Origin of the sequence: Asticcacaulis biprosthecium C19, assembly GCF_000204015.1 — a bacterium.
GTDB classification, from domain to species: Bacteria; Pseudomonadota; Alphaproteobacteria; order Caulobacterales; family Caulobacteraceae; genus Asticcacaulis; species Asticcacaulis biprosthecius.
Genome location: NZ_GL883077.1, coordinates 331,557 through 335,045 on the forward strand (window position 1 = coordinate 331,557; position 3,489 = coordinate 335,045).

Annotated in this window: 4 protein-coding genes; all 4 read right to left on the reverse strand. The window is 60.0% G+C overall.

Going from position 1 to position 3,489, the window contains the following annotated elements; genetic code table 11:
- Positions 1 to 30: 30 nt before the first annotated feature.
- Entirely contained in the window at positions 31 to 495 is a 465-nt protein-coding gene (gene ptsN / locus ABI_RS01860) for a PTS IIA-like nitrogen regulatory protein PtsN (RefSeq protein ID WP_040308494.1), read from the reverse strand.
- A 109-nt stretch (positions 496 to 604) separates the two neighbouring features.
- A complete protein-coding gene (gene hpf / locus ABI_RS01865; protein ID WP_040308495.1) occupies positions 605 to 1,222 on the reverse strand; it encodes a ribosome hibernation-promoting factor, HPF/YfiA family in 618 nt (205 codons plus the stop codon).
- A gap of 153 nt (positions 1,223 to 1,375) precedes the next feature.
- On the reverse strand, positions 1,376 to 2,890 hold the full coding sequence (gene rpoN / locus ABI_RS01870; RefSeq protein ID WP_006271113.1) for an RNA polymerase factor sigma-54: 1,515 nt from the start codon (positions 2,888 to 2,890) through the stop codon (positions 1,376 to 1,378).
- Between the two features lie 254 nt (positions 2,891 to 3,144).
- Positions 3,145 to 3,489 (reverse strand): glycosyltransferase family protein (locus ABI_RS25520; protein WP_502502336.1); only part of this gene is annotated, 345 nt, incomplete at its 5' end.

Here is a 3,489-nt window from a genome sequence, read left to right on the forward strand (position 1 = left end):
GCGCGGTGGTCACACTTTTTGGGATGCGCTCTAAGCCGCGTTTGAGTCCGCATAGCCCGTCAGAAGGGCGTAGATGGCGTCCGCGCTTTCCACGCGGCGCAGCTGCTCGCGCAGCTCCTTCTGACGCAACAGACGTGACACCTTGGCCAGGGCGCGCAGATGCTCGGTACCGGCGTTTTCCGGCGCCAGCAGGGCAAAGATCAGATCCACCGGCAGATCATCAATGGCGTCATAAGCCACCGGTGTTTCCAGGCGCACAAAGAAGCCGTACATGCGGTCCAGACCCGGCAAGGCGGCATGCGGCACGGCTACACCAAGGCCCACGCCGGTCGATCCCTGCTTTTCACGTTCCAGCAAAGCATGCTGGACCACGGTCGCCTCCTGCGCCAGCAAGCGCGATGCCATGTCGGCAACCAGCTGCAGCGCCTGACGCTTGGAATTGACACTGACAGTGCCCAGGATGGCGCGTCTTTCGAGCAGAGTATTGAGGTACATAAGACATCCGTGGGCGGGTGCCGGTGCTTACCACCGGCACGATCGCGCGATCACATAGAGGGACAAGCCCTGCGCGTCAACCCGCCCCTCTCAGGTGGTCGGTGGCAGGTCAGGATGCCTTGCGCAAACTGGTGCGTTCGGGATCGACCCAGCCGATATTTCCGTCCGGACGGCGGTAGATCATCGACAACCCGCCATGGGCCGCATTGCGGAACATCATGGCCGGATAGTTGCTGAGTTCCATCTCTTCCACGGCGGCCGACACCGTCATCGTACGCAACGGCGCCTCGGTTTCGGCGATGATCATCGAATGCGGCGGCGAAGCATGATCCATGCCGTCATCGATCTCCGCGCCATCGATGTCCTCGCCGTGCAGGTCAGCCGAGCGCAGCACGGTGACGTTAGCTGTTTCTTCCTTTTGCGGCGTGCCGAAATGGTGCTGCTTCAACTTGCCTTTATAGCGGCGGACCCGCTTTTCGATGTTGTCGAGCGTGCCGTTGAAGGCCGAGTGCGCGTCCCCGCCAAAAGCGTGGGAGACAAGGGTCTGTCCCGAGGCCAGACGGACCACGCAGTCCGCCCTGAACATGTGACCCTGCTTGGAAAGGGTGACGTCGGCTGCGCCGCCGCGATCGAAAAATTTTTCGATCCCCTGTGCCAATTCCGTTTCGATCCGCTGACGCAGGGCGTCACCGACTTCACACTGTTTTCCGCTCACTTGAATATGCATAGCGATATGTCGCTCCGTTCTCAAAAATACAAGAACCCTGGTGTCCGCTGCATAACGGACGCCGGTTGAACCCACGGGGCTCAGGGAAAACTGTACGCTCTTCTGACGGGGTGAAAAGTCACTTATCCGTGTACAGGTTGCCCGCAAATAGCCTTATTTAATCAAACGTTTACGTTCGACGGACGAGGGGATGCGCAAAGCCTCACGATACTTGGCAACGGTGCGCCGGGCGATGTCAACGCCGGCCTCCTTGAGCAGTTCGACAATGCGGTCGTCGCTTAGGATTTCACCCGAACTCTTCTCGCCGTCGATCAGGGTTTTGATCTTGTGACGGACGGATTCGGCCGAATGGGCCGCCGTACCGTCGGACGAAGCGATCGACGAGGTGAAGAAGAATTTCAGCTCGAACACACCACGCGGGGTGGCGATATACTTATTCGAGGTGACGCGGGAAATGGTCGATTCGTGCATGCCGACGGCTTCCGCTACCGTTTTCAGGTTCAGCGGCTTCAGGTATTCGACGCCGTAGACGAAGAAGGCGTCCTGCTGGCGGACGATTTCGGCCGAGACTTTCAGGATGGTGCGCGCGCGCTGGTCCAGGCTCTTGATCAGCCAGTTGGCCTGGTTCAGGCACTCCGACAGATAGGATTTTTCGGCGTCGGAGCGGGCGCCGGTGGCCACCTTGGCATGATATTTCTGGTCGACCAGGACCCGCGGCAGAGTGTCGGAGTTCAGATCAATGCGCCATCCACCCGCCGCGTCAGGGCGAACGAAGACATCGGGTACAACGGTCTGGGACGGTTCGGCGCCGAACTGGGCGCCCGGGCGCGGATTTAGGGACTTCAGCTCCGAGATCATCTCGGCCAGGTCTTCGTCGTCGACACCACAGACCTTGCGCAGGGCGCTAAGATCGCGTTTTGCCAGCAGTTCGAGATTGTCGATCAGCGCCGCCATGGCCGGATCGAAGCGGTTGCGCTCGATCAACTGCAGCTTCAGGCATTCCGGCACGGAGGTCGCCATGATACCGGTCGGCTCAAAGCCCTGGCAAGTCCTCAGAACACTTTCGACCAGGGCGAGGCTGCAGCCCAGGCGGTCGGCAATTTCGTAGAGCGGAGCGCGCATATAGCCGGCGTCATCAACCGCATCGATCAGGATCTGGGCGATGGCCATTTCGGGCGCGCTGAAATGGGCAATCAGGGCCTGGTCCGTCAGGTGTTCGGCCAGGGTCTTCTCGCGTGTCAGCGACCGTTCCAGACCATCTTCGTCGCCGTCGAAGCTGCTTCCGCCCTTGCCGGCCTTGCTCCAGTCGACCATCGGGCCGTCGGAATCGGACGAAAGCGCGCTCTCCTTTTCGCGGACGACCGGTTCGTCGTCGCCATAGGTATCGGCGCGGGAGACATCCATATCGTTATTGGCGGCCGCAGTGTCCGAATCACCCAGGGTCAGTTCACCGCGTTCTTCACGGCTTTCAACAGGGGCGTCACCATCAGAATCGCTGACCGGATCGGAATCGTCGCGTTGCAGCAGGGGGTTACGTTCCAGCTCCTGCTCGATGACAGATTCGAGCTCAAGATTGGACAGTTGCAGAAGCTTGATAGCTTGCTGCAGCTGGGGCGTGATGACCAGCCCCTGCCCCTGTTTGAGTTCCAATCTTTGACCGAGCGCCATGCCTTGAGACCTGCATCCGAGTTGCGCGCCATACTGCGCGAAATTCGTCACTATATCCTTTAGCCGCAGACAGTTTTTGTCGCGGTGGCCCTTTCGCGGGCGCAAAAAACATCAGGCGTCAGCTTGCGGGAGCAACTGCTTGGAAAAGGTTAACACGGCAAAAAATGCCCTGTGGATAATTGTGATCTGTGAGGGGAAGACGAATTCGAACCGACTGGAATCCATCGGTCTGGCGACCTTGTTTGATTAACCCGTTATCTGTCCCGCGCAGCCAACCGCTCCTCGGCGATACCACGAGCTTCCGGATCCCCGACATGCATCCAGTCGCCATCCATGACCACTCCTGCCAAGCGACCCTGCGGCGCCCGTTCACGCCAGATCTTCGCCAGCGAAAACGCCGCCTCGTCCACGCCATCAACAATTTGAGGCTTGGTGATGTGCACGCCCATGTAGTTCAATGGCGCTGACGTCGCCTCGCCGCGAAACCGCAGGCGGTCGCCAGCCATAAAGAAGTCGCCGGCGCCATCGAAGCCCGTTGTCCGCTCCATCCGCGCCAGCAACAACGCCGCATCCATCTCGTCCGGATTCCACAGGTCACA